Annotated in this window: 21 protein-coding genes; 11 read left to right on the top strand and 10 right to left on the bottom strand. The window is 68.1% G+C overall.

What is annotated here, in order from left to right:
- Window positions 1-110: 110 nt before the first annotated feature.
- Both MFF07_RS16745 and MFF07_RS16740 read left to right on the top strand, forming a co-directional pair.
- Entirely contained in the window at window positions 111-2225 is a 2115-nt protein-coding gene (locus MFF07_RS16745) for a GumC family protein (RefSeq protein WP_238232403.1), read from the top strand.
- Complete coding sequence (locus tag MFF07_RS16740) at window positions 2222-3505, top strand: VpsF family polysaccharide biosynthesis protein (RefSeq protein ID WP_238232402.1); 1284 nt, start codon at window positions 2222-2224, stop codon at window positions 3503-3505. Before MFF07_RS16745 ends, MFF07_RS16740 begins: the two co-directional genes overlap by 4 nt.
- Here the strand turns inward: MFF07_RS16740 and MFF07_RS16735 are convergent, their stop codons facing one another.
- Together MFF07_RS16735 and MFF07_RS16730 are read right to left on the bottom strand one after the other, a co-directional pair.
- Complete coding sequence (locus MFF07_RS16735) at window positions 3506-4780, bottom strand: glycoside hydrolase family 5 protein (protein WP_147817503.1); 1275 nt, start codon at window positions 4778-4780, stop codon at window positions 3506-3508.
- Window positions 4780-5982, bottom strand: coding sequence for a DUF1972 domain-containing protein (locus MFF07_RS16730; RefSeq protein WP_147817502.1), 1203 nt, complete (start codon window positions 5980-5982; stop codon window positions 4780-4782). The genes MFF07_RS16735 and MFF07_RS16730 overlap by 1 nt, the downstream gene beginning before the upstream one ends.
- 191 nt (window positions 5983-6173) lie before the next feature.
- Between MFF07_RS16730 and MFF07_RS16725 the strand changes: the two genes are divergently transcribed.
- Window positions 6174-7349: a glycosyltransferase family 4 protein gene (locus MFF07_RS16725; protein WP_147817501.1), complete on the top strand. Its 1176-nt coding sequence runs from the start codon at window positions 6174-6176 to the stop codon at window positions 7347-7349.
- Here MFF07_RS16725 and MFF07_RS16720 read toward each other — a convergent pair.
- Together MFF07_RS16720 and MFF07_RS16715 are read right to left on the bottom strand one after the other, a co-directional pair.
- Window positions 7310-7834 carry a flavin reductase family protein gene (locus MFF07_RS16720; protein WP_238232401.1) on the bottom strand — a complete coding sequence of 175 codons (525 nt, stop codon included), beginning with the start codon at window positions 7832-7834 and terminating at the stop codon, window positions 7310-7312. The two genes, MFF07_RS16725 and MFF07_RS16720, sit on opposite strands and share 40 nt — an antisense overlap.
- 134 nt (window positions 7835-7968) lie before the next feature.
- The gene (locus tag MFF07_RS16715) at window positions 7969-9411 is read right to left on the bottom strand and encodes a polysaccharide biosynthesis protein (RefSeq protein ID WP_187272539.1); all 1443 of its coding nucleotides are present in this window, start codon (window positions 9409-9411) and stop codon (window positions 7969-7971) included.
- A 264-nt stretch (window positions 9412-9675) separates the two neighbouring features.
- On the opposite strand from MFF07_RS16715, the gene MFF07_RS16710 reads away from it, so the two are divergent.
- On the top strand, window positions 9676-10569 hold the full coding sequence (locus MFF07_RS16710; RefSeq protein WP_147817499.1) for an acyl-CoA acyltransferase: 894 nt from the start codon (window positions 9676-9678) through the stop codon (window positions 10567-10569).
- A gap of 88 nt (window positions 10570-10657) precedes the next feature.
- Window positions 10658-12355, top strand: coding sequence for a thiamine pyrophosphate-binding protein (locus MFF07_RS16705; protein ID WP_238232400.1), 1698 nt, complete (start codon window positions 10658-10660; stop codon window positions 12353-12355).
- 28 nt (window positions 12356-12383) lie between these two features.
- On the opposite strand, the gene MFF07_RS16700 is transcribed toward MFF07_RS16705, so the two are convergent.
- Together MFF07_RS16700 and MFF07_RS16695 are read right to left on the bottom strand one after the other, a co-directional pair.
- Window positions 12384-13250, bottom strand: coding sequence for a branched-chain amino acid aminotransferase (locus MFF07_RS16700; RefSeq protein ID WP_147817497.1), 867 nt, complete (start codon window positions 13248-13250; stop codon window positions 12384-12386).
- Between the two features lie 35 nt (window positions 13251-13285).
- Entirely contained in the window at window positions 13286-13729 is a 444-nt protein-coding gene (locus MFF07_RS16695) for a cupin domain-containing protein (RefSeq protein WP_147817520.1), read from the bottom strand.
- A 438-nt stretch (window positions 13730-14167) separates the two neighbouring features.
- On the opposite strand from MFF07_RS16695, the gene MFF07_RS16690 reads away from it, so the two are divergent.
- The 4 genes from MFF07_RS16690 to MFF07_RS16675 all read left to right on the top strand — a co-directional run bounded on the left by MFF07_RS16690 (window position 14168) and on the right by MFF07_RS16675 (window position 20632).
- A complete protein-coding gene (locus MFF07_RS16690; RefSeq protein ID WP_147817496.1) occupies window positions 14168-15460 on the top strand; it encodes an O-acetylhomoserine aminocarboxypropyltransferase/cysteine synthase family protein in 1293 nt (430 codons plus the stop codon).
- 38 nt (window positions 15461-15498) lie between these two features.
- The gene (metA, locus tag MFF07_RS16685; RefSeq protein ID WP_147817495.1) at window positions 15499-16500 is read left to right on the top strand and encodes a homoserine O-succinyltransferase MetA; all 1002 of its coding nucleotides are present in this window, start codon (window positions 15499-15501) and stop codon (window positions 16498-16500) included.
- A 29-nt stretch (window positions 16501-16529) separates the two neighbouring features.
- Window positions 16530-18317: a long-chain-acyl-CoA synthetase gene (locus tag MFF07_RS16680; protein ID WP_238232399.1), complete on the top strand. Its 1788-nt coding sequence runs from the start codon at window positions 16530-16532 to the stop codon at window positions 18315-18317.
- 263 nt (window positions 18318-18580) lie between these two features.
- Window positions 18581-20632 carry an ethylmalonyl-CoA mutase gene (locus MFF07_RS16675; RefSeq protein WP_147817493.1) on the top strand — a complete coding sequence of 684 codons (2052 nt, stop codon included), beginning with the start codon at window positions 18581-18583 and terminating at the stop codon, window positions 20630-20632.
- A gap of 75 nt (window positions 20633-20707) precedes the next feature.
- On the opposite strand, the gene egtD is transcribed toward MFF07_RS16675, so the two are convergent.
- Both egtD and egtB read right to left on the bottom strand, forming a co-directional pair.
- Window positions 20708-21652: an L-histidine N(alpha)-methyltransferase gene (gene egtD / locus MFF07_RS16670; RefSeq protein ID WP_373322382.1), complete on the bottom strand. Its 945-nt coding sequence runs from the start codon at window positions 21650-21652 to the stop codon at window positions 20708-20710.
- Window positions 21653-21890: 238 nt separating this feature from the next.
- On the bottom strand, window positions 21891-23159 hold the full coding sequence (egtB, locus tag MFF07_RS16665) for an ergothioneine biosynthesis protein EgtB (RefSeq protein WP_147817491.1): 1269 nt from the start codon (window positions 23157-23159) through the stop codon (window positions 21891-21893).
- Between the two features lie 243 nt (window positions 23160-23402).
- Between egtB and murI the strand changes: the two genes are divergently transcribed.
- Together murI and rpsD are read left to right on the top strand one after the other, a co-directional pair.
- Complete coding sequence (gene murI / locus MFF07_RS16660; protein WP_238232398.1) at window positions 23403-24281, top strand: glutamate racemase; 879 nt, start codon at window positions 23403-23405, stop codon at window positions 24279-24281.
- A gap of 411 nt (window positions 24282-24692) precedes the next feature.
- Window positions 24693-25310 (top strand): 30S ribosomal protein S4, encoded by a 618-nt coding sequence (gene rpsD, locus MFF07_RS16655; RefSeq protein ID WP_147817489.1) that lies wholly within the window; start codon window positions 24693-24695, stop codon window positions 25308-25310.
- 293 nt (window positions 25311-25603) lie between these two features.
- Here rpsD and MFF07_RS16650 read toward each other — a convergent pair whose 3' ends face one another.
- Window positions 25604-25888, bottom strand: coding sequence for a hypothetical protein (locus MFF07_RS16650; protein WP_373322381.1), 285 nt, complete (start codon window positions 25886-25888; stop codon window positions 25604-25606).
- 182 nt (window positions 25889-26070) lie between these two features.
- Entirely contained in the window at window positions 26071-26865 is a 795-nt protein-coding gene (locus MFF07_RS22560) for a cold-shock protein (protein WP_283206827.1), read from the bottom strand.
- Window positions 26866-26911 lie beyond the last annotated feature (46 nt).

The following is a 26911-nucleotide window of genomic DNA, read 5'->3' as shown; positions in this document are numbered from 1 at the left end:
AGCCGGCTCGGAGGAGTGCCTTCAAGCGCGGTTGGACGATCGCGCGGATTTTGCAGACCGGATTGCGGACGAGAGGACGGAGCTCCGCTTTGAACCAACAATGGCCAAGCGTGAGACAGGGAGAACGTGCTTCGGCTCAGTCGAACATGCTGCTGCCCTACGTCCCGGTCAGGCCCAGCCACCCGGCGAAGGATACGGCGGCCGATGTCGGCGACCTGTGGCGTATCATCGTGCGCCGCCGCGGGATCGTGCTGTTCACGACCGCACTCTTCGTGCTCGGCGCTCTTCTGTACAGCCTCCTTGCCGCGCCCCTGTTCTCCGCCACGTCGCAGCTCCTGATCGACCCGCGCAACCGGCAGGTGGTGAGTCGTGACCTCAACGACAGCGCGGTCGCTCCGGATGGCGGCGTCACCGTCGTCGAGAGCCAGGTCAAGGTCATCGAATCGGACTCGGTCCTCCTGCGCGCCATCGCCGAGACGGGGCTCGAGGACGATCCCGAGTTCGGCGCCCCGTCCCGGGGCCTGATCCAGGAGACCTTGCAGGACCTCAAGACGGCGCTGCTGGGCCACCATGAGATCGAGCGCAACCGCAGGACGCTAGCGCTGCTGAAGCTGCGGCGGAAACTCGCCGTGAAGCGGGCCGACAAGGTCTTCGTCGTGGACGTGATCGTGACCGCCTCCGATCCGGACAAGGCAGCCCGTATCGTCAACGCCATCGCCAAAGCCTATCTCGCCGATCAGGCCGAGGCCCGTTCGAACGCGGCCAACCGCGCCTCCGGCGAGTTGCGCGGCCGTCTCGACAGCCTTCGCACCGACGTCAACGCGGCGGAGACGCGGCTCGAAGCCTTCAAGGCCGCGAACGGGCTGATCGCGTCGAGCGGACGCCTCGTCAGCGAGCAGCAGCTGACCGACAGCAACGCCCGCCTGATCGCGGCCCGCAACCGTATCGCCGAGGCGAAGAGCAAGCTCCAGGACCTCCAGGGCGTCCGCGGCGCCGCCGTCGACACGAGCGCGCTGCCCGAGGCGATCCAGTCGCCGACGATCGAGCGGCTGCGCTCGCAATATTCCGAACTCGCCAGCAAGGAAGGCGATCTGCGCACGCAGATGGGCGCACGCCATCCCTACATGGCCGCCATCCGCACGCAGATGTCGGACGTGAAGCGTCTGATCGACACCGAACTCGGGCGCATCACCAAGGCGGCCGAGATCGAGGTTCAGCGCGCCCAGGCCGCAGAGAAGCTGCTGAAGGCCAATCTCAACGAATTGCGCACCGAGTCGGTGCAGACGAGCAAGGCCACCGTTCAGCTGCGCGAACTCGAGAGCAGCGTCCAGGCGAGCCGGTCCATCTACGACACCTATCTGGTGCGGTCGCGGGAGATCGCCGAGCAGGCCAACATCGACACGGCCAACACCCGGGTGATCACCTGGGCGCAGCCGCCCGAAGAGCGCAGCTGGCCGCTGCGCGGGCTGATCCTCTCCGCCGGCCTGATGGCGGGGCTCGGCATCGGCGTCGGTCTCGCGATGGTTCGCGAATACGCCAAGCCGGCTTTGCTCTCCCGCAGACAATGCGAGCGGCTGCTCGGGGCGCCGGTCCTGGCGACATTCCCGCCATCCCTGGGGCTACGCGATCCCTCCTGCCAGAAGGAAGCGATCGTCGCCCTCGATACCCTGCGAAGCCGGTTCAGGCCGCCGAAGGGGACCGAGCGTGCGCTTGTCGTCGTCGTCGCCGCGTCGGCCGGAGATGCCGGCGAGCAGCGATCGTTGATCGACGTCCTGTCCGGCACGGCTGTCGCGCGTGGGGACAGGGTTCTCATCGTCGAGGCCGACCTGAACGGTGAGGATCTCGGAAAGGGCGGTCTTCTCGAAGTGCTGCGCGGCGAGATGAGCCTCTATGCCGCCATCACGGCGGATGCGGCCACGGGCGCCCGCTGGCTCGGGATCGGCAACGGCGACAAGCCGGTGGACGGAGCCTTCGACAGGGCCAATGTCGAGCAGTTCCTCGACCATGTCGGCGGTCGTTTCGACCTCGTCCTGATCAATGGCGGGATCCTGGCCACGAATACCCGGATCGCCTCGGTGGTCGGCGCGGCGGATAGGCTTCTCGTGGTGGCGCAGGCCGGGCGGACCTTGCAGGCCGATCTCACCGATCTCGATCGTGTCGCCTCGGCGATGGGGCGGTCTGCGTTCGGTGCCCTGCTCGTCGACGACCGGGTTCGGTCGCGATGATGCAGGCCGACGCGCGCCTTTGGGCGCCGGAGCGGGCGAGCCTGACGCCCCCACCGGATCTCGCCCTCATCGCGCTGACGGTCCTCGTCTTCGGCGTATCCGGCGGAATGCTCTGGCTCGTCGGGATCAACTACGACGGGCTGACCGGCTCGGCGGTGCAGAAGATCCATCCGGCCACCTATCTCTCGATCCTGCTCCTCGCCTGGACGATGGCGCGCGTCGGCAACCCCGTGGCCAACGCGGTCACGGCGCTGGAGCGCCGGCCCGCCGGCCTCCTGCTCGGCCTGATGGGCATCGGCCTCGCCGTCCAGATCACCGTTCGTGGCGGCGCCGGCATCGCAGGCGCGATCGACACGTTCCTTCTGCCGGCCGTCGTCGCCATCCTCTTCATCGGTTGCGACGGGCGAACGATGAAGCGGATCGAGACGACGGTCCACGTCGTCATGGCCGTGAACGCGGCCCTCGGTCTCCTCGAGTTCGTGTCGGGCCAGCGCTTCTTCCCGTACCGGCTCGATGGCGCGCTGCTGGAATACGACACGCGCTCGGTCGCCCTGCAAGGCCATCCGCTCGCGAACGCGACCCTGACGGCCTGCTACGTCATCGCCCTTGCTTCCGGCGGCGGATCGCTCAGCGCGATGCGGCGGCTCCTCGTCATCGGCTTGCAGATCGCCGCACTCGTCGCCTTCGGCGGCCGCTCCGGAATCGTCGTCACCCTCGCCCTGGGCGGCGGCCTCGGACTCATCGGAGTGATCCGTGCCGTCATGAATGGGCGCATCCCGCTGCTCGCGGTGGCGGGCGCCGCCTTCGCCCTGCCGCTGCTCGGTCTCGTCCTCGCCGGCCTCGCCGGCTTCGGCTTCTTCGACGCGCTGATCGGGCGCTTCGTCGACGACGGCGGAAGCGCCAACGCGCGGGTCGTTGTGCTCGACCTGTTCAGCCGGCTGTCGTTACGCGAACTCGTGATCGGTCCGGATCCGACCATCGTCGACAGCATGCGGCGCATCAACGGGTTGGCGATGGGGTTGGAGAACCCGATCGTCCGGCTCATGCTCTACCAGGGCGCTGCGATGACCGCTCTGCTCACCGTGGCCCTGACGTTGTTCCTGTACGAGATCGGACTGCGCTGCCGGCCGGGCATCGCCATGCCGATGATCACGTTCGCCGTCCTCGCCAACACCTACGAGAGCGTCGGCAGCAAGACGACTCTGGTGGCGAAGTTCGTGATCCTGCTGCTCGCCCTCTATCGGGCGCCGACGCCGGAGGAAGAGGCGAACGGGGCCTGATCAGGGTCTCAGGCCGGAGACGGGCACACGCAGGCCCAGCGCCCCGAGCAGGTCCGGATCGAGTTCGCGGCTGGTGTCGTCCATGATCCCCATGCCATCGAACAGGTTCCAGAACGCCCACGGGAAGCCGAAGGCCTCCGCGCTCCGGCGCACGTCGCCGATATAGCGGGCACGGTCGGCGGCGTTCGCCGCGACGTAGCGGTGGTCGCTGACCAGGGCGCCGAACTCGCCCATCAGGACTTGCCCCGGCGGAATCGCGTTGCGCACCGACCAGTCGCGCACCTGCCCCAGGTAGCGGTCGACGAAGCCGCGGTCGGGACGAGCCGCGAAATACTCCGCGAGCTTCGACTCGGTCAGCCGGTAGGCGTCCGCCTTGTCCGGCTGCGGCGTCTCGTCGTCGCGCGCCATCCGGGCACGGACGGCTGCCAGCGTCGCGTCGAGACGTCCGGCGGAGGCCGGCCACGGCACCCCATTCAGGGCCCGGTAGACCGGCTCCCGCATCCAGGGCGCACCCTGATGGGTGAACAGGTAGGGCTCGTAGAAATGGAAGGTGTAGAGCAGCGGCCCGTAGAGCCGTAGCGGGGCCGGATCGAGCGCCGTCAGGCCTCGGATCATGCTGCCGCAGGCACCCGTCGCGACGAGCGTCAGCCGGGGCGCGGCGACGCGTGCCGCGGCGAGCAGGTCCGTCTGCACGAGTGTCCAGGAGGCGGCCGTGCAGTCCTGGGGCGGCTCGTTGACCGGCTCGAACGAGACCCGTTCGAGCGAGTACCGTGTCAGGTCCCGTGCGAGTTCCGCGACCAGTGCACGATAGGCCGGCAGCAGCGGAGCGCGGGTGTCGCCGTAGAGGTTGCCCGGGTTGTAGTGATGCGTCGCCGAATTGGCGTGGAGGTTGAGGACGAGGGTCAGGCCCTCGGCCAGGATCGCGGCGATCGCAGCGTGGAGGTCGGCGAAAAGCGCGGCGCGTTGCCTGCCGTCGAAGGCGAGGAAGGGGCCGGGATCGACGGGAAGCCGGACGAAATCGAAGCCCGCCCGCGCGAGGCGCGACAGGTCCGAACGTGTCGGGATCGGGCGCTGCTCCTGGAAGGCCGGCCAGCCGAAATCCGTGCGCGGCGCCGGATACTCGCGGGTCAGCGAGAACCACGGCCAGAGACTGATTCCGCGACGGATCGCGATCGGCTCGGATCCGGTGCGCGCCACCGCGGGTGTGCGGGGGAGGAACGCGCTGGCGAGCCCGCCCCCGATCACCGCACGCCGCGTGGCGCCGTCCTGCGGCATCAGCGGGTCGCGGTCGGTCCGTCGATAGACAGACCGTTCGCGGCTTCCGGCCCCGGCAGGTAGCCCTGGCGTGCCTTGGAGCGGCTCTCCGCCACGCCGACGATCATCGTCTCGTAGGCCTGCAGGATGTCCGTCCAGTCGAACCGCAGGGAGGCGAGCCGTGCGCTCTCGCGGGCTTTCCCGAGCGCCGCGTCGTCGGTGAGCGCGCGCGCGATCAGCGTCTCGCAGCTGTCGATGTCCTTGAAGTAGCTCTGATCCTCGCCGGCCGTGAGGCGGTTGTACGGATTGTCGTGGGCGATGACGGCGCTGCCGGCCCAGAGGGCTTCGACCAGCGACGGATTGGTGCCGCCCACGGTATGGCCGTGCAGGTAGGCCCTGGCGTGGAAGCGCAGCGCGCCGACGGTCACCGCATCGTAGATGGCGCCCGGAAAGATCACCTCGTCGCTCGCCGCCGCGCGGACACGCCGATGGTAGTCGTTCCCCTCGCGCAGCTCGCCGAGCACCACGAGCTTCGCTCCGCGCTTCGTCCGCGAAAAAGCCTCGACGATGGTGAGAATGTTGTTGTCCGGCTCGATCCGGCAGATCGAGACCATGTAACCTCCCGGCTGCAGGCCCAAGGTCGCGAGCGGGTCGCTCGGTGCCGTGAGGACCGGGTCGCCGCCATAGGGGATCATGCTGATGGCCCGGCGCGGCCGGCGCGTCGCGACATGGTCGGCGATGGCCGGATGGTCGGCGACGAGGTGGTGCGACGACCACGCCGCGATCCACTCGTTGACCCAGAACCATGCCCGCACCGGCATCGACCATTTCGGCCGGCGCCACTCGATGCCATCCATGTTGGTGACGATCCGGCGGCCGGCGAGACGCAGCAGAGGCAGGAAGATCGCGCCGTTGTAGCCGAGAACGAGGCTCACCGCCTCGCGCTGGGCGGCGTGCCGGACGCAGTGATAATCGAATTCGAGGGTCGCCCGCGGGCCGCGCGAGGACACCTGAACGTGGATGAGCTCGATCCCGCGCCAGGTCTCCGACCGGAACCGGGTGTCGACCTGCCCGACCTCGTCCTGGCAATACACGCCGACGGACCAACCGCGCTCCACGAGGAACAGGGCGAGCCGCTCCGCGAAGGTCTCGAAACCTCCGTGATCGGCGGGCAATCCGCGCGTTCCGAGAATCAGGAGTGAAGGAGCCGGCTGGGTCGTCATTCTGGCCATCTATTCCTGGGATCACGACGGCAAGATCGCAGATCCCGCCAATCACCCGCGACGCGATCATGCTGCGCCAATATTTAAGAATCGACCTATAGACCGTGGCGTCGGATCAATAGTCTCTACAGACGATGCCAAGCGGTGAATTTCCTATTAAAGTTAATTCACCCGCAAGAAGTAGGTAGATTATGCGCATCACGTGCGTTCATCAGGGCTTCGAACTCTACGGGTCCGACCGAAGCTTCATCGAAACCGTTCGCGTCATGCGTGAAACATGGCCCTCCGCTTCGATCGACGTGATTCTGCCGCGCCATGGCCCGATCGTCGCGCCATTGGAGCTGGTGGCCAGCCGCATCCTCGTCGAGCCGCTCTGGATCCTGCGCCGCCGCGACCTGCCGCGACTCGCGACGCTGGGGCTCCTGACCCTGCCGGTCGCCGTCGGCCGAGCGCTCCTGCGCATGGCCCGCAGCGACCTCGTCTACGTGAACACCTCGGTCGTAGCCGACTATCTGCTGGCCGCACGGTTCTTCCGTCGGCGCTGCGTGGTCCACATCCACGAGATCCCCGAAGGCTTCGTGCGCACCGTGCTGCGAACGCTGACGCGCTGGAGCGCCTGCGGGATCATCTTCAACTCGCGGGCGACACAGCGCGCCTTCGCGCCGAACCCCGAACGGCCGGGCCGCGTGGTCTATAACGGCATCGCCAATCCGGGCCGGCCGAAGGGGGCGGAGTATTGCGGCGACCGGCCGCTGCGCCTGCTGATGCTCGGCCGGATCAGCCGCATCAAGGGTCAGGATGTGATGGTCGAGGCGATGGCCCGGCTCCCCGAGGCGGTCCGCGACCGGATCGCCCTGCGGATCGTCGGCAGTGCGTTCGAGGATGCGGATCGCGAGCGCGTGCTGGCCGACGCCATCACCGAGGCCGGACTGGATCGGTCGATCGAGCGGCTGCCCTTTGCGCCGGACCCTTCCGAGCATTTCCGCTGGGCCGACATCGCCGTCGTACCCTCGCGCCTGCCAGAATCCCTCGGCCGGGTCGCGATCGAAGCGATGGCCTACGGGATCCCTCCGGTCGTCTCGGATATCGGCGGGCTGCCTGAAGTGGTGGAGGATGGCGTGAGCGGCTGGCTCGTCCCACCCGGCGATTCCGGTGCGCTGGCGCAGCGGCTGATGACACTGGTGACGGAGCCGGAGAGCTGGACGGAGTTTCCGGCGGCAGCCCGGCGGCGCTACTGCGCGATCTTCGCCGAGGAGGCTTCGGCTGCCGGCATGGTGGCCTGCTTCCGCGAGGTCCTCGACGGGCGGAGCGCGGGCGCACCGATGGATCAGGGCAGCGGCACGCTTCCGAAGGAGCCGAGCCGGTAAACGAGGGAACCCGAGTCTTCGTGGGCGATCCGCACCTCGCGGACCGCGCCGAGCAGGATCGCGTGGCTGTGACGCTCGATCACCTCGTCGATCTCGCAGTCGATGATCGCCTGGGCGCCAGCGAGGCCGGAGGCGCCGGACTTCATGACGACCCAATCCGCACCCTGGTAACGCTCGGTCCCGCGCAGGGCGCCGATGCCGGCGAAGCGCTCGGCCACGGCCTGATGCTCGGCGCCCAGGACGCTGACGCAGAAGTGCCGCCGCCGCGCGATGACGGGCCAGGTCGACGACGACCGGTTGACGCAGACGAGCATGGTCGGCGGATCGACGGAGAGCGACACCGCCGACGTCGCCGTGAGGCCGACGCGCTCGTCGCCCGAGCCGGCGGTGACGACGACGACACCTCCGGTGAGCCGGCGCATCGCCATCTTCAAGAGGGCCGCGCTCGCGGGCGGCGCGGGGATGTCTCGGACCGAAATGTTCATCGTCCTCTCCTGATCCGCGACCGACCCTGCCGACGGTCCGACCGCAGAGAACGCGCGTTCCCCCCGATCGGCCCTCTGCCCCTTCGCCACGTTCGCCGCAATCGGGAATGCCATAGCCTGCCCGGTCGCAGCCCTCATTCGGCCGGTGCCGAATAGGCCGGTGCGTACGTAGCGCGCATCGGCACCGTGGTCTCCCTGCGCCCGACCGGGGCGTCTTCGTGCGGTGCTTCGGCCTCCGCGACGGCCGCGGCCGCCTCCAGGACCCGCTTGTCCGCCCGGCGCGCGAACTTGCGGAAGGCGATGGCCGATCCGAAGACGACGGCGAGCTCCGAGGCCGCCAATCCGGCCAGGGCATAATGCGGTGGCAGGGTCAGCAGCATCGGGATCATGATGGCGAAGCCGATGCAGGCGGCAGCGATCGCGCCCCAGGCGATGGTGCGGAACGCCGCCGACGCTTCGAGGTAGGCGCGCGGGATGGCGTAGAGCAGCGAGATCGCGACCACGCCCCACACGGCGAAGCCGATCAGGTTCATCGGCTCGTGGCTGAACCGACCCTTGAACAGGTAATGCTCGATGATCGGCAGCGCGCCCCACATCGCCAAGCCGTAGATCAGGCTCGCGATGGCGATCACCACGGTGGAGCGGACCACGATCCGATAGGCCGCGCTGGTGCGTCCCTGCGCCAGCAAGGCGGTGACCTCGGCCAGCGCCATGTTGGTCAGGGCATTTGTCGGGATGCGCAGCGGCGCGAACAGTACGAGCGTGGCCGCGATCGGCGCGTAGGCCGCCGGGCCGACGATGGCAGCGAAGGCGAGCGTCAGGCCCTGGCCCTGGACGGTGATGCTGGTGACCCCCGTCAACTGCCACAGCAGTGTCCGCCACAGGGACAGGTAACGCCGCCACAGCGACCGGCGCAGGGTGATGCGCAGCGGCTGGCGCAGGGCGAAGTAGGAGACGGCGATGCCGCAGGCATGGGCGAAGGCGAGCGACAGGAAGGCGTGGTCGAGGACGGCGGCGTCGCTGCCGTGCAGGGTGACCAGCGCGAACAGCAGGCCGACGCCCGCGTAGACGGCGTCGCTCATCCCCGCGATCCGCGCGGATTTCCGTGCCAGCAGGACGATGCGCAGATAGCTCCGGAAGGCGTAGAGGGCGATGAAGGCTCCGGCCGCCAGCGCTCCGTAGGCGCCGATCACCGCGAACAGGATGGCCGTCGCCAGGAGGCCCATGCCCAGCGCGACGACGAGCGCGCCGGAGCCGAACACGATGTCGTAGCCGCGCTCGGCTGGCCGGCCGAGGCTGCGCGACAGAAACAGCGTCGCCGGGACTGCCACGAGCGCGCGGATATAGGCGATGCCCACGGCGCCGCTCGTGAACACGATGGCGAACAGGCCGTAATCGTGCTGGCTCAGCGTCCGCACCAGCACGACGTTCAGCACGAAGTGGAACAGGCTCTGGATCAGTTCACCGGACAGGATCACGGCGAACCGGCTGCCGAACCCGCCACGGGGCGCTGCACCGACCGACGCGGGCGTGCGAGACAGACGTCCGAGCACCGAAGACTTCAAGGCCTGGATCATGGTGCGAGAAACCGCGTTGCGAGGGTTCGCATGATGTCGTCCACCCCTTCCGAAAACATTTAACGTTGCCTCTCTAGGGTGAAGCCTCGGTCGGGCCCTGATCCGAGCCCATCGAACCAGTCCAGAAATGGCAAAGCCGCGCGTTCGAAGCTTCAGGTTGCAAGTTCGGGACCCCGGCATGGCGGACCGGCCGTTCGGATCCGGCACGTATTTCGGTGCGGGCATCCCGCCGGCGTGCCGTTCGGAGACAGGTGGAGGCGAGCGATGACGACGATCCGAGAGGCTTCATCGGCACCAGCCGCTTCCGCAGCGCTGCCACCCCGAGGCGTGCGCTGCCGCCGTGTCGAGCCCGCCGATATCGACGCGCTGGCGGTGCTTCTGACGCAGGGCTTTCCGGCCCGCAGCCTCGCAGACTGGCGCAAATCCCTGACGCGGCTCGGTGCCTGGACGGAGGCGCAGGGTCTGCCCGGTCTCGGCTTCGTGCTGGTCGACGGAGACACCCTCGTCGGCTGCCTGCTCACGCTCTTCGGAGCCGGAGGCACACGCTGCAACATGTCGAGCTGGTACGTCGCGGAGGGCTACCGCCGCTTCGGCACGATGCTGGTCAGCGCCGCCTTGCGCGACCGCTCCATCACCTACGTCAACATCTCCTCGGAGCGCCACACCCGGCCGATCATCGAGGCGCAGGGCTTCCGCCGCTACACGGAAGGGGTGATGCTCGCCGCACCGTTGGCGTCGCTGGCAGGGCTCGGCCGCGCGACGATTTCCCGGGAGCGTCCGGGCGGCGACGTGATCGTCGATCCCACCGAGGCCGCGCTGATGGACCACCACGCGGCGCTCGGCTGCATCACCTTCTGGTGCCTCGCCGACGGGCGGGCCTATCCCTTCGTCGTGGCGCGCCGGCTGATCAAGGGGCGCCTGCCGATCGCGCAGGTCGTCTATTGCGCGGAGGGGACGGACTGGCGCCGGCTCTCGCATGCCGTCGGCCGCGCGCTCGCCCGGCATGGCCTGTTCCTGCTCCTGCTCGACGCGCAGGGACCGGTGCCCGGCCTGCCCGGACGCTTCCTGGCTGGGCGCATGCCGAAATACGCGCGCGGACCTATAACCCCACGCTGTGGCGACCTTGCCTATACCGAGGCTGCGGTCATCGGGACTTGAGATCGCCGGCAGGACGACGCGTTCTCCAAATCTTCACGGCCTGAGCGCTACGCCTGTACGGCGCGCCTGCGACGGTCCGGATTGCACCATGCTCGACCAAGACGTCTCCAACGGTCCCGTCGCAAACCGCAACGCGGCCCAGGCGCTGGTGGATCAGCTCGCCGCGAACGGTGTCGAACACGTCTTCACGGTGCCCGGCGAGAGCTTCCTGCCGGTGCTCGACGCCCTCTACGAATCGAGCATCCAGGTCACGGTCTGCCGGCAGGAGGGCGGCGTCGCGATGATGGCGGAGGCCTACGGCAAGGCCACGGGCCGGCCCGGCATCTGCTTCGTCACCCGTGGACCCGGCGCGACCAACGCCTCGGCCGGCATCCACATCGCCCAGCAGGATTCGACCCCGCTGATCATGTTCGTCGGCCAGATCGAGCGGCATCTGCGCGACCGCGAGGCGTGGCAGGAGATGGACTACCGCGCCGCCTTCGGCCCGATCGCCAAATGGGCCACCGAGATCGACGACGCGTCGCGCGTGCCGGAATACGTCTCGCGCGCCTTCCATGCTGCCACCGGCGGCCGGCCGGGCCCGGTGGTGATCGCGCTGCCGAAGGACATGCTCAAGGATGCCTGTCCCGGACCGCTCGCCGCGCCCTGGCGCCCGGTCGAGGCCGCCCCAGGGCACGAGGAGATCGAACAGCTCGCGGCGCTTCTGGCCGAGGCCGAACGCCCCTTCCTGCTCCTCGGCGGCAGCCGCTGGAGCGAGGCAGCCTATCGCGACATCCACGCCTTCGCCGACCGTTTCGATCTGCCCGTCGCTACGAGCTACCGCCGCCTGCCGCTGTTCGACCCGCTGCACCCGGCCTATGCCGGCGATCTCGGCCTCGCGGCCAACCCGCGGCTCGTCGCGCGGGCCAAGGCGGCCGACCTGCTTATCGTGCTGGGCGGACGCCTCGGCGAAGTGCCGAGCCAGGGCTACGAGCTCCTCGACATCCCGAACCCGCGCACCCGCCTCGTCCACATCCATCCGGGGGCGGAAGAGCTCGGCCGGGTCTACGTCCCGCATCTCGCGATCAACGCCGCACCGAACCGCATGGCGGCGGCGCTGGCGCGGCTCGATGCGCCCGCGAGCGTGCCGTGGGCGAAGGAGACCCGCGCGGCCCATGCCGACTACCTCGCCTGGAGCGAGGCGGCGACGCCGCAGCCCGGCGACGTGAACCTCGGCGACGTGATGATCCACCTGCGCGAGACGCTGCCGGCCGACGCGATCCTCTGCAACGGCGCCGGCAACTACGCGGCCTGGATCCATCGCTATTACCGCTTCCGTCGCCTCGCTACGCATCTTGCCCCGACCTCGGGCTCGATGGGCTACGGCGTGCCGGCGGCGGTCGGGATCAAGCGGCTCTATCCCGATCGCACCGTGATCTCGGTCGCCGGCGACGGCGACTTCCTGATGAACGGGCAGGAATTCGCCACCGCCGTCCAGTACGACCTGCCCATCGTCTGCATCGTCTGCGACAATGCCAGCTACGGCACGATCCGCATGCACCAGGAGCGCGACTTTCCCGGCCGCGTCTCGGCGACCGACCTGCGCAACCCGGATTTTGCCGCTTACGCCCGGGCTTTCGGCGGCTTCGGCATCACGGTGGAGCGCACCGCGGATTTCCCGGCCGCGCTGGAGGCGGCGCTCGCCTCGGGCCAGCCTGCCATCATCCACCTGAAGATGTCGACCGACGCCATCTCGCCGGGCCTGAGCCTGACCGCGATCCGCGAGAAGGCTCTCGCCTCCCGGTGAGTTTCGACGCGCCTCGTACGGGCGTGGCTTACCGGCCGCGTCCGTGCGCGAAATCCCAGTAGAGCTGGCGGGCGAGTCGGAACATCGGGCCGGGCTCGTAGCGGACGTCGTCGAGGCCCACGACGGGCGCGACCTTGGCGAAATTCCCCGCCGTGAACAGCTCGTCCGCCTGTAGAAAATCCTCGTAGGACAGCGTCTTCTCGACGACGGTGACGCCCGCCGCACGCAGGAGGGAGACGACGCGCGCGCGCGTGATGCCGGCAAGAAAGGTCCCGTTCGGCACCGGTGTATAGACGACGCCGTCGCGCGCCAGGAAGGCGTTGGCGTTGGCGAATTCGGCGATGTTGCCGAGCCCGTCGCGCATCAGGCAATTGCCGAAGCCGCGCGCCTGCGCCTCCATCAGCGCCCGCGCGCCGTTCGGATAGAGGCAGCCGGCTTTGGCGTCGACCGGAGCCACCTCGATCGACGGCCGGCGGAACGGCGAGAGCGTCGCCCGCACGCCGGACGGCAGCGGCATCGGCGCGTGGTAGATCGACAGGCACCAGTTGGTGGAATCGGGGTCGAAGCGCACGCCGCCGGCAAAGCCGAGCTCCGCCCAGTACATCGGGCGGATGTAGAGTTCCGCATCATGCGGGAAGCGGGCGAGCCCCTCGCTCACGAGTTCGTCCCAGCGCGCCACGTCCACCTTGGGCAGCAGCCCCAGCGCCGTGGCCGAGCGGTTCACCCGCGCGAGGTGCAGGTCGAGATCCGGCGTCATGCCCTCGAAGGCACGCGCGCCGTCGAACACGGTCGAGCCGAGCCACGACCCGTGCGTCCGCGGACCCATCATGCGGACGTTGCCGGGATGCCAGGCATCCTCGAAATAGGTCCAGGTCTCGGGATCGGGCGCCGTCATGGCTCGGGTCTCACTCAAAAAGGGACAGTCGGTGCTCAGGCGGCCCCGGCAGGGCCGACCTGGAAGCCGCCGGAAGAGCCGCCCTTCACCATCCGGACGAGCCGGGCGAAAGCCCGCATGCCGAGGCCGACCGTCTTCGGCAGGGTGCGGCGGCAGAAGGCGACCTTCTTGACGTAGCTCTCGACATGCCAGTGACACACGGCTCCCCGAGGCAGGAACAGCACATCGCCCGGCCCGAAGGTCTTGGGCGGGTTGTGGCCGTCCGAGATCGTCGCCGATCCTTCGAGGAAGTAGATCGTCTCGTCGATCTCGTAGATCCACTGGAACTCGCCGGCGGTGCAGTCCCAGACCAGCGTGCTGGCGAGGCCGTCCGCGCTGCGCGACAGGGTCGCGTTCCGCGCGAGCGGATTGCCCTTGCGGATCCAGCTCGGCTCGATCGGGGCCGCCCTCAGGTCCACGGAGGTCACGGACGGAATCATCGGTATCGTCGCCACGGTCGCCCTCATGAGAATTGCGTCGGCGCCCACGGCGTTCCGGGGCACTGCTGCATCAGAGAGAGCCGTTATTGGCAAAATCTGCAAGAATTCCTTCCGCGGATCATTAACGACGCAAGAATATGCTTCGGTTTCGATAGATCCGGCGCGTGGAGACTGAAAGGAACACGTTTCGTTTCGATACGCCTGTGCCGATCTGCGACACGGGCGCCGAGGCCATCGAGACGGGTCGGTCTCAGCCTGATGTGGTCTTGAATATTCGATGATCGATTGCATGCAGTATCACATGAAAAATTTAACCACGAATGCGAAGCATTGTCGTTCATCATAGTTCTCAATGGTCTGTCTCGATTTGGTGCGCGAAAGCTTGGTGCAGGCCTTGCTGGAAGGCCGACACGCTTTCTTTCCGAGACGGAACGCCCCATGCGCAGCGAGACGATCGCCGTACACGCCGGCTTCGATCACGATCCGACGACGCATGCCGTGGCGGTTCCGATCTACCAGAGCGTCGCCTACAGCTTCGACAGCGCCGATCACGGCGCGGCCCTCTTCAACCTCGAAGAGGAGGGCTACCGCTACAGCCGGATCTCCAACCCGACGGTGGCGGTGCTGGAGAAGCGGGTCGCCGAACTGGAGGGCGGCCATGCGGCGCTCGCCGTCGCCAGCGGCCAAGCGGCCCTGCATTACGCCATCGCGACGCTGGCCGACCACGGCGGCAACATCGTCTCGGTGCCCCAGCTCTACGGCACGACGCACACGCTGCTCGCCCACGTGCTGCCGCGTCAGGGCATCCAGTGCCGCTTCGCCGCCAGCGACGACCCGGCCGAGATCGCCAAGCTGATCGATGACGACACCCGCGCGGTCTATTGCGAGTCGATCGGCAACCCCGCCGGCAACATCTGCGACATCGAGGCGCTCGCCCGCGTTGCCCATGCCCGAGGCGTGCCCCTCGTCGTCGACAACACGGTGGCGACGCCGATCCTGCTGCGGCCGATCGATTACGGCGCGGACATCGTCCTCGGCTCGCTGACCAAGTTCATGGGCGGCCACGGCACGACCATGGGCGGCTTCATCGTCGATTCCGGCCGGTTCGACTGGAAGGCGCAGGCCCGGCGCTTCCCGATGTTCTCGGTTCCGGACGTGTCCTATCACGGCCTCGTCTACGCCGAGCATTTCGGCAAGGGCGCCTTCGTGGCCCGCGCCCGCAGCGTCTACCAGCGCACCACCGGCGCCGTGCTGCCGGCCATGAGCGCCTTCCTGCTCCTTCAGGGCATCGAGACCGTGGCCCTCCGGGTCGAGCGGCACGTGCAGAACGGGCGCAAGGTCGCGGAATTCCTGCGCGCGCATCCCGGCATCGCCTGGGTCAATTACGCGGGTTTCCCTGACAACCCGCATCACGCGATGGCCCAAAAATATCTCGGCGGCGAGGGTTCGTCGCTGCTCACCTTCGGGGTGCGTGGCGGCTTCGAGGCCGGCAAGTCGTTCTACGACGCGCTGAAGCTGGTGAAGCGCCTCGTCAATATCGGCGACGCCAAGTCGCTCGCCTGCCATCCCGCTTCGACCACGCACCGGCAGATGACGCCGGCCGAGCAGAAATCGGCCGGTGTCTCGCCCGAGATGATCCGGATCAGCGTCGGCATCGAGCACATCGACGACATCACCGACGATCTCGCTCAGGCCCTCGACGCCGCCACCGCCTTCGCCCGCGCCGCGTGAGCACCGTCGGGGCAGCGGCAAACTAGGAGTTACCGGCGATGCTCGATCATGGACATGCGAGCTCCGCTCCCGCCTTCGGGTGGGACGGTTCCGTCCCGGCGCCGGCCATGCCGGCGCGGGCACGCGTCGCGCCGCCGTTGCGGATCGGCCTCCTGAACAACATGCCCGATGCGGCCTTCGTCCAGACCGAACGGCAGTTCCGGCAACTAATCGGGCACGAGGCCGTGCTCGCGCCGTTCGTCTTCCGCGACCTGCCGCGCGGTCCTCTCGTCCGGGCGCATATCGATGCGCATTATGCGCCGCACGAAGCGCTCGCCGCTGCGGGCCTCGACGCTCTCGTCGTGACAGGATGCGAGCCGAAGGCCGACAGGCTCGATGACGAGCCCTTCTTCGGACCGCTCGGCATGGTGGTGGACTGGGCGGAGGTCAACACGGTCTCGACCCTGTTTTCCTGCCTCGCGTCGCACGCGGCCGTCCTCCATCTCGACGGTATCCGGCGTAGGCCGCTGGCGGCGAAGCATTCCGGTGTCTTCGCCTGCTCGGCCGTCTCCCATCCTCTGCTGGCCGGAATGCCCGAGACCGTCGCGGTGCCGCATTCCCGCTGGAACGACCTATCCGAGTCGGATCTCGTGGCGCACGGTTACACGGTGCTGCGGCGCTCGGCCGAAATCGGGGTCGACCTCTTCGTCCGCGAGTCCGGCAGCCTGTTCGTCTTCCTCCAGGGCCATCCCGAATACGCGCCCGACAGCCTCGCCCGCGAATACCGCCGCGACGTCGGCCGGTTTCTCGACGGCAGCCGCGACACCTGCCCGCCACTGCCGGAGAACTACTTTTCGCCCGAGGCCGTCGTCCGACTCGATGCCTTCGCGGCCGAGGTGCAGGCGCGGCGTGAACCGGCCCTGTTCACCCGGTTCCCGAGCTTTGCCGCCGCTCCCCCGCACGCGCCCGCTTGGCAGGCCCCTGCGGCGCAGCTCTTCCGCAACTGGATCGCCCAGGTCGCACTGCGCCGCGTGGTCGTTGCGGACCGTTGCGCCGTCTGAAGCCCATCCTTCCGCAACGCAGAGCCACGATGGCCGCTTCCCCTCTTTCCCAACCGTCGCCACGGCCGTCCTCGACTTCGGGCTGGATCGGCGCGCTCGAGCGCACGGCCCGCATCGACGCGCAGCCCGAACGCATCTTCCCCCGCGTGATCGACGAACTGGCCGCCCGCCACGGCGCTGCGCCGGCCCTGATCGGCACGGACGAAACCTTGAGCCACCGCGAGCTCGCGGCGCGCCAGAACCGCTATGCCCGGTGGGCCCTCGATCTGGGACTCGCCAAGGGCGAGACCGTCGCCCTCCTCATGACGAACCGGCCGGATTTCCTGGCCATCTGGCTGGGGATCACGCGGGTCGGCGTCCGGGTCGCCCTCCTCAACACCAATCTGCGCGACCGCAGCCTCGCCCATTGCATCGACGTGGCGGCCCCCCGCATCCTCATCGCGGACAGGGAACTCGCCGAGGCCGTCGCGAGTGCCGAGCCGCATCTCGTGAAACGGCTCGATATCGTCTGGCAGGGGATGGGCGCCGACGGTGCGTCCCTGTCCGAGGCCGCGGCAGGCTATTCCGAGGCTCCGCTGCAGGACGGCGAGGGACCGGCCGTCGGGGTTCGCGACGAGGCCCTGCTGATCTTCACCTCCGGCACCACCGGCCTGCCCAAGGCCGCCCGCGTGAGCCACCACCGGATCATGATGTGGACGCACTGGTTCGCCGGGCTGATCGATGCCGGCGCGGACGACCGGATGTACAATTGCCTGCCGCTCTACCACTCGGTCGGCGGTGTCGTTGCGCCCGGCAGCGTGCTCCTCGGCGGTGGCGCGGTGGTCATCCGGCAGAAGTTCTCGGCGAGCGCTTTCTGGCGCGACGTCACAGAGAGTGGCGCGACGATGTTTCAGTATATCGGCGAACTGTGCCGCTATCTCACCGTGGCGCCGCCGGACCCGTTCGAGCGCCGGCATGCCCTGCGTCTCTGCACCGGCAACGGCATGCGGCCCGATGTCTGGGAGCGTTTTCGCGATCGCTTCGCCATCCCGCGCATTCTCGAATTCTATGCGGCAACCGAGGGCACGGTCTCGCTCTACAACGTCGAGGGCAAGCTCGGCGCCGTCGGGCGGGTGCCGTCCTTCATGGCGCGGCGCTCGCCGGCTCTGATCGTGCGCCACGACGTCGAGACCGGATTGCCGCTGCGCGATGCCGCCGGCCGCTGCGTCCCGGCCGAACCGGACGAGTCCGGCGAGCTGCTGGGACGGCTCTCGTCCAAGGCCGAACACAGCTTCGAAGGCTACACGAGTGCCGAGGAGACCAGCCGCAAGGTCGTCCGCGACGTGCTCCAGCCGGGCGATGCCTGGATGCGGACCGGCGACCTGATGCGCCGGGACGTGCAGGGCTTCTTCTATTTCGTGGACCGGATCGGCGACACCTTTCGCTGGAAGGGCGAGAACGTCGCCACCAACGAGGTCGCCGAGGCGATCGGCAATTGCCCGGGCGTGATCGAGGCGAGCGTCTACGGGGTTGCGGTTTCCGGTGCCGAGGGCCGGGCCGGCATGGCTGCGCTCGTCATCGGTCCCGACTTCGAGCTCGAGGCCCTGCATGCCGTCCTCGCGGAACGCCTGCCGGCCTATGCCCGCCCGCTCTTCCTGCGGATCGTGCCGACATTCGCCCATACTGAGACCTTCAAGCAGAAGAAGGGCGCGCTTGCTGCCGAGGGGTTCGATCCGAGCCGGATCCGGGATGTTCTTTATGTATGCCTCGACGATCGCTATCGGAGGCTCGATCCGTCTCTATTCAAAGAGATCTGCGAGGGGAAACTGCGCCTCTAGTTTAATGATGCCAGCCCATCAGGAGAGCCTCCCGGGCGGGCATCGAGGGGCGACGTTCTCTGACGTGATCTTGGAAGAACGGGACTCGTGAGCCCCAGGCCAAGCGAAGAGGCCGATGATCTCAACCTGCGCCCGCCCGCGAAGGCTCACGGCAATCGGCTTGGGATCGAGGGTCTGCGCGTCTCCCGCGCCCGCGTGACGTCACTCGACACCGCACCCGGCCCATAGCAAAAGGGCTGGAAACGACGAGGTGGGTCGAGAGAATGCTGGAAGCACGCAACCGCGACAAGCCGTGGATCATCCGCACCTATGCGGGCCATTCCAACGCTGCGGAATCGAACAAGCTCTATCGCGGCAACCTCGCCAAGGGGCAGACCGGCCTCTCGGTCGCCTTCGATCTGCCGACGCAGACCGGCTACGATCCAGATCACGAGCTCGCGCGCGGCGAGGTCGGCAAGGTCGGCGTCTCGATCGCGCATCTCGGCGACATGCGGACGCTGTTCAACGACATTCCGCTGTCGCAGATGAACACCTCGATGACGATCAACGCCACGGCGCCGTGGCTGCTGTCGCTCTACCTCGCCGTGGCCGAGGAGCAGGGCGCGCCGCTCGATGCTCTCCAGGGCACCACGCAGAACGACATCATCAAGGAATACCTCTCGCGCGGAACCTACGTGTTTCCGCCGAAACCTTCGCTTCGCCTGACCAAGGACGTGATCCTGTTCACGACCAAGGAAGTGCCGAAGTGGAACCCGATGAACGTCTGCTCCTACCACCTGCAGGAGGCGGGGGCGACGCCGGTCCAGGAGCTGTCCTACGCGCTGGCCATCGCCATCGCCGTGCTCGACACGGTGCGCGACGATCCCGAATTCGACGAGGCGAGCTTCGCCGACGTGTTCAGCCGGATCTCGTTCTTCGTGAATGCCGGCATGCGGTTCGTCACCGAGATCTGCAAGATGCGGGCGTTCGCCGAACTCTGGGACGAGATCGCCCAGGAGCGCTACGGCATCACCGAGGCCAAGAAGCGCATCTTCCGCTACGGCGTGCAGGTGAACTCGCTGGGGCTGACGGAGCAGCAGCCCGAGAACAACGTCCACCGCATCCTCATCGAGATGCTGGCCGTGACGCTGTCGAAGCGCGCCCGCGCCCGCGCCGTGCAGCTGCCGGCCTGGAACGAGGCGCTCGGGCTGCCGCGGCCCTGGGACCAGCAATGGTCGATGCGCATGCAGCAGATCCTGGCCTTCGAGACCGACCTTCTCGAATACGAGGACATCTTCGACGGTTCGAAGGTGATCGAGGCGCGCGTCGAGGAACTCAAGGAGCAGACCCGTGCCGAGCTGAAGCGCATCGCCGAACTCGGCGGCGCGGTGTCGGCCGTCGAAGCGGGCGAACTCAAGCGGGCCCTCGTCGAATCCAACGCCAAGCGCATCTCGGCGATCGAATCGGGCGATCAGGTCGTGGTCGGCGTCAACAAGTGGCAGCAGGGCGAGCCGTCGCCGCTCACCGCCGGCGAGGGCGCGATCTTCACCGTCTCCGAAACCGTCGAGATGGAGGCCGAGGCCCGCATCCGCGAATGGCGCCAGAAGCGCGACGACAACGCCGTCGGCAAGGCCCTCGACGATCTCGAACAGGCGGCGCGCTCGGGCGCCAACATCATGCCGGTCTCGATCGCGGCGGCCCAGGCCGGCGTCACCACCGGCGAGTGGGGCCAGCGCCTGCGCGAGGTGTTCGGCGAGTACCGTGCGCCGACCGGCGTGACTTTGGAGACGGTGACCTCGGGTGCGGCGGAGGACGCGCGGCTGCTCATCGCCGATCTCGGCGAGCGCCTTGGCGAAACGCCGAAGCTGGTGGTCGGCAAGCCCGGCCTCGACGGCCATTCGAACGGCGCCGAGCAGATCGCCCTTCGCGCCCGCGATGTCGGCTTCGACGTGACCTATGACGGCATCCGCCAGACTCCGGCCGAGATCGTCGCCAAGGCCAAGTCGACCGGCGCGCACGTGATCGGTCTGTCGATCCTCTCGGGCTCGCACGTACCGCTGGTGCGCGACGTGAAGGCGAAGCTGCGCGAGGCCGGCCTCGATCACATCCCCGTCGTCGTCGGCGGCATCATCTCGACCGACGACGAGTTGGTGCTCAAGAACATGGGCGTCACGGCGGTCTACACGCCGAAGGACTACATCCTCGACACGATCATGGTCGGGCTCGCCAAGGTCGTCAGCCGGTCCCTCGACAAGCGGGACGCCGAGCGCGCCGACACCGAGGCCGGCGTGAAGGGTGCCACGCCGCGCAAGGACGGCGCCGAAACGGTCTACTGACGGGGCCGGATCGACCCGCGCCTACTAAAAAAGCCCTCTCCGTCGAACGGAGAAGGCTTTTTGCGTCGCGGCTGCTCAGACCGGTCTGCGCCGCAGGGCATGCACCGAGAAGAGTCCGTCCGGGTCGGTCCAGACCTCGCCGGCAGCCCAACCGGCCTGTGCCGCGAGATCCCGGAAGCTGGCGATCGAGTATTTGTAGCTGTTCTCGGTGTGGATCGATTCACCTGCCGCGAAGTCGAAGCGGCGGCCGGCGATGTCGATCTCCTGCGCTTCACGGCTGACGAGATGCATTTCGATCCGTGAGGCCGCGGCGTTGAAGAAGGCGCGGTGGTGGAAGCTGTCGTCTGCGAAGCCCCCGGCCAGTTCGCGGTTGATCCGGGTCAGGAGGTTCAGGTTGAAGGCGGCCGTCACGCCGGAGGCGTCGTCATAGGCCGCCTCGAGCACATCGGTGTCCTTGACGAGATCCACGCCGACGATGAGCTGAGAACCCTCGCCAAGAATCGCACCGAAGGTGTCGAGCAGACGGATCGCTTCCTCCGGCCGGAAATTACCGATGGTCGAACCGGGGAAGAAGCCCGCGCGCGGCGCATTGCCCACCGTCGCCGGCAAGGCGAAGGGGCGGGTGAAGTCGGCCACGACCGGCTCGACCGCAAGATCCGGAATATCGCGGCGAAGACCCTCGGCCTGGGCCGTCAAGAACTCGCCGGAGACGTCGACGGGCACGTAGGCCGTGAGATCGCGCAGATGGCGCAGCAGCCGGCGCACCTTCACCGTGGAACCGGCCCCGAACTCGACGAGCGCCGCGCCCGACGGCAACGCGGCGGCGATGGCCGGGCCGTGTTCGTCGAGGATCCGCAGTTCGGTGCGGGTCGGATAGTATTCGGCGAGGCCGGTAATGCCCTCGAATAGCTCCGAGCCGGCCGCGTCGTAGAAATACTTCGCCGGGAGGGCCTTCGGCGTTGCGGCGAGGCCGTCCCAGACGTCTTCGAGAAACTGACGGTCGTCGGGCAGGCGGCTGATCGGGCTGGCGCCCTCGAAACGGGGATTGACGGTCAAAAGGCGTCCTCCGGCCGGGGCTCGGCGTCCCCGTGCGAGCGGTTGTGTTTGCGGGTGAGAAACGAGCCTTGAGAACGTTTGTTCACGGCGGCCGGTTGCTTAGAGCCGTACCCGACCCGATTGCATCAGGCCGGCGTCTCTAAGCCTCTGTTGTGACGCGTTTTTTCTCGACCAACCGGCATTCACTTGGTCGGAAAGCACTTTAGACGCGGGCGTCGGCGAGCCGCAGCCCGGTGAATTGCCAACGCTGGTGGGCATAGAAGAAGTTGCGATAACCCACCCGCGCATGCCCCTCGGACGTGGCAACGGACGAACCGCGCAACACGTATTGGTTGGACATGAACTTGCCGTTGTATTCGCCGAGCGCGCCGGGCAGCGGCCGGTAGCCCGGATAGGCGCCGTAGGCGCTGCGCGTCCATTGCCAGACATGGCCGAAGGCGTCGCCGAGCAGGCCGTCGCGCGCGGCGATCTCCCATTCGGCTTCGGTCGGCAGGTCGCGTCCGGACCAGCGGGCGAAGGCGTCGGCCTCGTAGTAGCTGATATGGGTGACGGGCTGGGCCGGATCGATCGGGCTGATGCCGCCGAGCGTCATGCTCGACCAACCGTCCCCAGTGCGGCGCCAGTAGCCCGGTGCCTCCCAGCCCTCCGACTGCAGCTTCACCCAGCCGTCCGACAGCCACAACTCGGCGCGCGCATAGCCGCCGTCCGCGATGAATGCGAGCCATTGCGCGTTGGTGACCAGCGCCCGGTCGATGGTCGCCGGCAACACGAGCACGTCGTGCCGGGGCGACTCGTTGTCGAAGGCGAAACCCTCGCCGTCATGCCCGATCTGCGTGATGCCGCGCGACAGCTCCACGCGGCCCTTGCCGCCCTCCGAAGCCGGCCAGCGCCAAGCCTCGTCGTAGGCTGGCCCCAGCGGGTTCTGCGCGAAGGCGTGCAGGATGTCGGTGAGCATCAGCTCCTGATGCTGCTGCTCGTGATAGAGGCCGATCTCCAGGATCGGCAGGATGGTTTCGAGGGCCTGATCCGACGCCTCGCGCAGCAGGGCTTCGATGGCGCGGTCGACATGGGCCCGGTAGCCCTGGGTCTCCATCGCCGTCGGCCGGGTGATCATGCCGCGCATGAAGCGGGGCTGCCGCGGGCCAGCCTGCACGTAGTACGAATTGAAGAGGTAGTGCAGGCGCTCGTCGTAGATCCGGTAGTCCGGCCGAAGCGCGCAGAGCAGGAACTGCTCGAAGAACCAAGTCGTATGGGCCCGGTGCCACTTGGTCGGGCTCGCATCCTCCATCGACTGGACCTGCTGGTCCTCGGGCGAAAGCGGGGCTGCGCGTTGCTCGGTCTCGTCGCGGACCATTCGGAACGCGGCGATCCAGGCTTCGCGATCCACGGGCCGGGCGTCGAGGCGAGGCGGAGGGAAGGCGGCGCGGTCGAAGGAACCGGGGAAGTGGGAAATCGCTGCGCTGGCGGCCATTCCTGGATTCTCTTTCTCTCAGATTGCCGGGATGTAGCCTCGAATTTCTTCCGGACAACGCCCGAGCGCCTGCGCCGTTCGTCGCGGCCTCGGCAGGACGAGCGGGAGAGCCTCGCGATGCACAGGCATTTCACGGCCTCGCTCCGCCCGGATCGCGAATCCGTGCTCCGTTTGCCGGCGCGGTGAGGCTGCGTTAACCGTCCCGGATCGACACTGGCCCTTCGGGCGATGTCGGGTGACGTCATGCGGATCGATCTGATGGCCGGAGCGACACTCTCCGCGGCGTATCCCGCGCAGAGCCCCCAACCCCTGATCCTCGTCTTCGATTCCGGCCTCGGCGGCCTGACCGTGCTGGAGAAGGTTCGCCGCGCGCGGCCCGACGCGCGCTACGTCTATGCCGCCGACGATGCGGCGTTTCCCTATGGCGGGCTGACCGAGCCGGCGCTCGTCGCCCGCGTGCTGGCGGTGATGGAGCGCCTGCTGGCGCTCCACGCCCCCGACCTCGTCGTGATCGCCTGCAACACGGCCTCGACGGTGGTGCTTCCGAGCCTGCGCCAGCGTTTCATCACGCCCTTCGTCGGCGTGGTGCCGCCGATCAAGCCGGCGGCGGCGGCGACGCGCTCGCGGGTCGTCACCCTACTGGCCACGCCCGGCACGATCGCCCGCAGCTACACCCGCGATCTCGTCGCCACCTATGCCGGCGATTGCGACGTGACCCTCGTCGGCGCGCCGAACCTCGCGCGCTTCGCGGAAGCCGAGATGGCCGGCGAGCCGATCGACGATGCGGTATTGGCGGCGGAGATCGCGCCCTGCTTCGTGACCCTGGCCGACGGTCGGCGCACGGACGTGGTCTGCCTGTCCTGCACGCACTACCCGCTGCTGCTGCCGCGCTTCGAGCGCCTCGCGCCTTGGCCGGTGACCTGGATCGATCCGGCTCCGGCGATCGCGCGACGGGTGGTTCAGTTGCTCGGGCCGGTTGTGATGGCCCCCCAGGACGCCGCGCCGACCGTGCTCGGTACCTTCACGGGTGGCGCCGGCTTGAACCCCGCGCTGGAGCGCTCGCTGGCCAAACGCGGGTTAGAGACGTTGACGGTCGAGCCGATGCCGCTGGTCCGTCAGTAACGTCTTTGCCTGGACAGCATCTTACAGACTGTCGTCATGCCGGGGCCGCGTAGCGGAACCCGGAACCCACCCGAGATGCGACGCGGAGACAGGGCGTCGAGGCCTGTCGTAGGTTCCAGGTTCTGCTGCGCTGCCCCGGAATCACGGTGGAGATGTCGCGAACTACAGATCGTTGCTCGGGCTTGCTGAGCGTTGACCTCAGTTCGGAGCCCTGTGCGATCGATCACTCTTGATTGACCTGTCCCGGCTTTCCGTCTAGGCACGCGCGGTTCGCGGGGCTCCGGTTTGGGGCCCCGTGACGTTTTCAAGCGCACCCGCGAGCGGCCAACGGCCGGTCTGTCGCCCCCGCGCCGTTGCTGGGGGAGAGGAGGGCGCGTTCCTCTAGCTCAAGTTTCTTGAGAGGAACCGCGAATGTCAAAACGCATCGAGGCGAAGCACAAACTCGATCGCCGGATGGGCCAGAACATCTGGGGCCGTCCGAAAAGCCCGGTCAACCGTCGTGAATACGGCCCCGGCCAGCACGGCCAGCGCCGCAAGGGCAAGATGAGCGACTTCGGCACGCAGCTGCGCGCCAAGCAGAAGCTCAAGGGCTATTACGGCAACATCACCGAGAAGCAGTTCCGCCGCTACTACGCCGAGGCGATCCGCCTGCGCGGCGACTCGGGCGAGAACCTGATCGGCCTGCTCGAGCGCCGTCTCGACGCCGTGGTCTACCGTGCGAAGTTCGTGGCGACGCCGTTCGCGGCCCGTCAGTTCGTCAACCACGGCCACATCAAGGTCAACGGTCGCCGGGTCAACATCCCGAGCTACCAGGTGAAGCCGGGCGACCAGATCGAGATCAAGGAGGCGTCCCGCCAGCTCGAGTTCGTGGTCGTGGCCTCGCAGCTCGCCGAGCGCGACGTCCCCGACTACATCGAGGCGGATCACGCCAAGATGACGGCGCGCGTCACCCGTGTCCCGGCCCTGAACGAGGTGCCGTACCCGGTCCAGATGGAACCGAACCTGGTCATCGAGTTCTATTCGCGCTGATCTCTCGATCAGGGCCGAGAACGCAGAAGGGCCGCCCGGTGGGGCGGCCCTTTTTTCATGCGCTGTCTCCGGCCAGTACGGACCCGACCCAACACCTCGCCCTGAAGCGCCGGAGCGAAGCGCAGGCCTCGAAGGATCTCCAGATCCCGTTGCGATCCCTGGAGAACCCTTCGGGGCACGCTGTCGCGGGCACCTCAGGCCGGGGTTTGGGGTGGGACGACGGAAGAGCGAACGGCTTCGGCTCGGATCCGTTTAGGCCGTAGCCACAAGGGGGCGGGCAGCCTCGTGCACCCTCATCTCGTGGGGAGATCAGGTTGCGGGGGCCGTTCGGCGCGGGAGCCGCGCATCGCCGGGGATTGCGATGCGGACAGGGCGCTCGGGGGCAGACCTTCGGCATTGCCGCCTGCTGAAGGTGCTCCCGGAAAAGCGCTCGATGCAGCTTGCGCGTGCCGCTCGCGATCGAAGGCGTAGCCGGCATTCACTCCGGCATAGAAGCCGGTGAAGTCTTCCGCGCATGCAGGGGAGACCCCGAGTGCCAGGGCGATCAGAAGAGCCAGACGGCGATCGGGTTGAGAGATGCTCACGCGCTGATCCGTGGCCGGCCGTTCAGGTGTGCCGACGGCCGTCGATGATCGATCCGAAACCCAGCGCGACTATGGCGGCGGTCTAGCTGCCGCCGTCGAGCCAAGCAGTCTACAAACGAAAAGAGCCGCGATCCGGTCTCCCGGATCGCGGCTCTCGATTCCGTTGGTCGCGTCGATCAGTAATCGACGCTGACGCTCTGGGCCTCGCGGCCCTTCTGGCCGTCGATCACGCCGAGCGTGACCGTCTGGCCTTCCGCGAGGGATTCGAGACCCGCGCGGGAGAGGGCGGAGCGATGGACGAACACGTCCTTGCCGCCGTCGTTGACCGAGACGAAGCCGAAGCCCTTAGCTGGGTCGTACCACTTCACGGTTCCGGTCATCTCGACCGAAGGACCGCTGGCGATACGTCCACCGCCACCGCCACCGCCACCGCCGCCGAAGCGATCGCCGCCGTAGCCGCCACCACCGCCGCCAGCGCCATAGCCACCACCGCCGGCGCCATAACCGCCGCCGCGATCGTCGCCGCCGAAGCGACCGGCAGGCCGGGCTTCGCGACGCGGGGGAGCGGCTTCAGCCGTCGAGGTGTCGACGCTGGTCACGGCCGTGACCTGAGGACCCTTCTGGCCCTGCGCGGTCTGGACCGTCAGGCGGGTGCCCGGCTGCAGGTCGTCGTGACCGGCGGCCTCGACTGCGCGGATGTGCAGGAAAGCGTCGCCCGAGCCGTCGCCGAGTTCGACGAAGCCGAAGCCCTTTTCCTTGTTGAACCACTTGACCGTCGCATCACGCTCCGGACCCGTCGGAGGGGCAGCCGCCCGGGGCGGGCCGCGGTCGAAACCACCGCCGCCGCCGCCGAAACCACCGCCGCCAAATCCGCCACTGCTGGGAGGGAGCTGGTCAGGCCAACGCGGCTCTGCTCCACCCTCATCGAAGCCGCGCTTCGGCGACCCCCTGAAATCACGACCACGTCCCATAGAAAGCTCGCAAAACCCGACCGCTGACCATCTTGTCGAAAGACCG

It is taken from the genome of Methylobacterium thuringiense, assembly GCF_022179645.1.
Classification (GTDB): domain Bacteria; phylum Pseudomonadota; class Alphaproteobacteria; order Rhizobiales; family Beijerinckiaceae; genus Methylobacterium; species Methylobacterium thuringiense.
Note: the sequence above shows the minus strand (reverse complement) of the source record. Positions and strands in the feature narration are given on the sequence as shown.

Bases quoted from the DNA above. Each gene is read 5' to 3' on its own strand.
- MFF07_RS16735 (WP_147817503.1), bottom strand. From the start codon at position 4,780: ATGCCGCAGGACGGCGCCACGCGGCGTGCGGTGATCGGGGGCGGGCTC.
- MFF07_RS16715 (WP_187272539.1), bottom strand. From the start codon at position 9,411: ATGATCCAGGCCTTGAAGTCTTCGGTGCTCGGACGTCTGTCTCGCACG.
- MFF07_RS16690 (WP_147817496.1), top strand. From the start codon at position 14,168: ATGCGCAGCGAGACGATCGCCGTACACGCCGGCTTCGATCACGATCCG.
- MFF07_RS22560 (WP_283206827.1), bottom strand. From the start codon at position 26,865: ATGGGACGTGGTCGTGATTTCAGGGGGTCGCCGAAGCGCGGCTTCGAT.
- rpsD (WP_147817489.1), top strand. From the start codon at position 24,693: ATGTCAAAACGCATCGAGGCGAAGCACAAACTCGATCGCCGGATGGGC.
- murI (WP_238232398.1), top strand. From the start codon at position 23,403: ATGCGGATCGATCTGATGGCCGGAGCGACACTCTCCGCGGCGTATCCC.
- MFF07_RS16705 (WP_238232400.1), top strand. From the start codon at position 10,658: ATGCTCGACCAAGACGTCTCCAACGGTCCCGTCGCAAACCGCAACGCG.
- metA (WP_147817495.1), top strand. From the start codon at position 15,499: ATGCTCGATCATGGACATGCGAGCTCCGCTCCCGCCTTCGGGTGGGAC.
- egtB (WP_147817491.1), bottom strand. From the start codon at position 23,159: ATGGCCGCCAGCGCAGCGATTTCCCACTTCCCCGGTTCCTTCGACCGC.
- MFF07_RS16700 (WP_147817497.1), bottom strand. From the start codon at position 13,250: ATGACGGCGCCCGATCCCGAGACCTGGACCTATTTCGAGGATGCCTGG.
- MFF07_RS16695 (WP_147817520.1), bottom strand. From the start codon at position 13,729: ATGATTCCGTCCGTGACCTCCGTGGACCTGAGGGCGGCCCCGATCGAG.
- MFF07_RS16720 (WP_238232401.1), bottom strand. From the start codon at position 7,834: ATGAACATTTCGGTCCGAGACATCCCCGCGCCGCCCGCGAGCGCGGCC.
- MFF07_RS16725 (WP_147817501.1), top strand. From the start codon at position 6,174: ATGCGCATCACGTGCGTTCATCAGGGCTTCGAACTCTACGGGTCCGAC.
- MFF07_RS16680 (WP_238232399.1), top strand. From the start codon at position 16,530: ATGGCCGCTTCCCCTCTTTCCCAACCGTCGCCACGGCCGTCCTCGACT.
- MFF07_RS16675 (WP_147817493.1), top strand. From the start codon at position 18,581: ATGCTGGAAGCACGCAACCGCGACAAGCCGTGGATCATCCGCACCTAT.
- MFF07_RS16740 (WP_238232402.1), top strand. From the start codon at position 2,222: ATGATGCAGGCCGACGCGCGCCTTTGGGCGCCGGAGCGGGCGAGCCTG.
- MFF07_RS16710 (WP_147817499.1), top strand. From the start codon at position 9,676: ATGACGACGATCCGAGAGGCTTCATCGGCACCAGCCGCTTCCGCAGCG.
- MFF07_RS16730 (WP_147817502.1), bottom strand. From the start codon at position 5,982: ATGACGACCCAGCCGGCTCCTTCACTCCTGATTCTCGGAACGCGCGGA.